This window comes from Streptomyces mutabilis, from assembly GCF_014649815.1.
In the GTDB taxonomy this organism is placed as follows: domain Bacteria; phylum Actinomycetota; class Actinomycetes; order Streptomycetales; family Streptomycetaceae; genus Streptomyces; species Streptomyces mutabilis.
In genome coordinates this window covers 1-639 of record NZ_BMTT01000182.1, presented here as the reverse complement: position 1 = coordinate 639, position 639 = coordinate 1, and the positions used below count along the sequence as shown (strand labels likewise).

The 639-nt window shown below is 25.8% G+C and carries 2 protein-coding genes; both read right to left on the bottom strand.

From position 1 onward, the window contains the following. Positions 1-93: 93 nt before the first annotated feature. A complete protein-coding gene (locus IE142_RS35290) occupies positions 94-222 on the bottom strand; it encodes a BH0509 family protein (protein ID WP_142295958.1) in 129 nt (42 codons plus the stop codon). A 157-nt stretch (positions 223-379) separates the two neighbouring features. Next, a partial coding sequence (locus IE142_RS35285; RefSeq protein ID WP_191889460.1) for a hypothetical protein occupies positions 380-639 on the bottom strand: 260 nt, incomplete at its 5' end.

Here is a 639-nt window from a genome sequence, read left to right as displayed (position 1 = left end):
ACATCTTCTAAAAACCATTTAATATACTCTTTCAATTTAATTCCTCCAATTATACTATTTTTGAAAGTAGCTTATCTGAATTTGCTCATCATCTTATTCCTGATAATAATTAATGTATATTCTTTCAACCTCATCCTTTGTCTGAGTGAATAAAGAATTACATTCTTCTTTACTCAAACCATACATAACATCAATCATTGATATCATGTTTGCTTTACTCATAAGTAACTTTCTATATTTCGTCTATAATATAGACGATTAATAATGGTTTTTCTTCCTTATATAATTAGTATAATACTTCTCATACTTTTCATCTATATTATAGATTATACATACAACATCTACAATGTAGACGAAAAAATTAGAAAGCCACTTTGAATTAGCTTTCCTGCCCTTTTAATTCTTTATTTAAATATTTCTCATAACGATCAGAATGATTGTTTTTAGCATAACTTTCAATGACCTCATCTAGCATATCGTAAGAGCTTGTTCTGTTTTCATCAGCTAAATCATTAAGTAATGCTCTAGTGCTTTTTTTAATAGCAACCGTTGTTCTATCTTTATAATAATCTGATGCTCTTTTTTTTTCATTTTCAATTTTAGTATTTTTTGATTTATTTAATTGCTGTTGTATATTAT

Coding starts and splice junctions, on each gene's coding strand:
- IE142_RS35290 (WP_142295958.1), bottom strand. CDS start 222: ATGAGTAAAGCAAACATGATATCAATGATTGATGTTATGTATGGTTTG.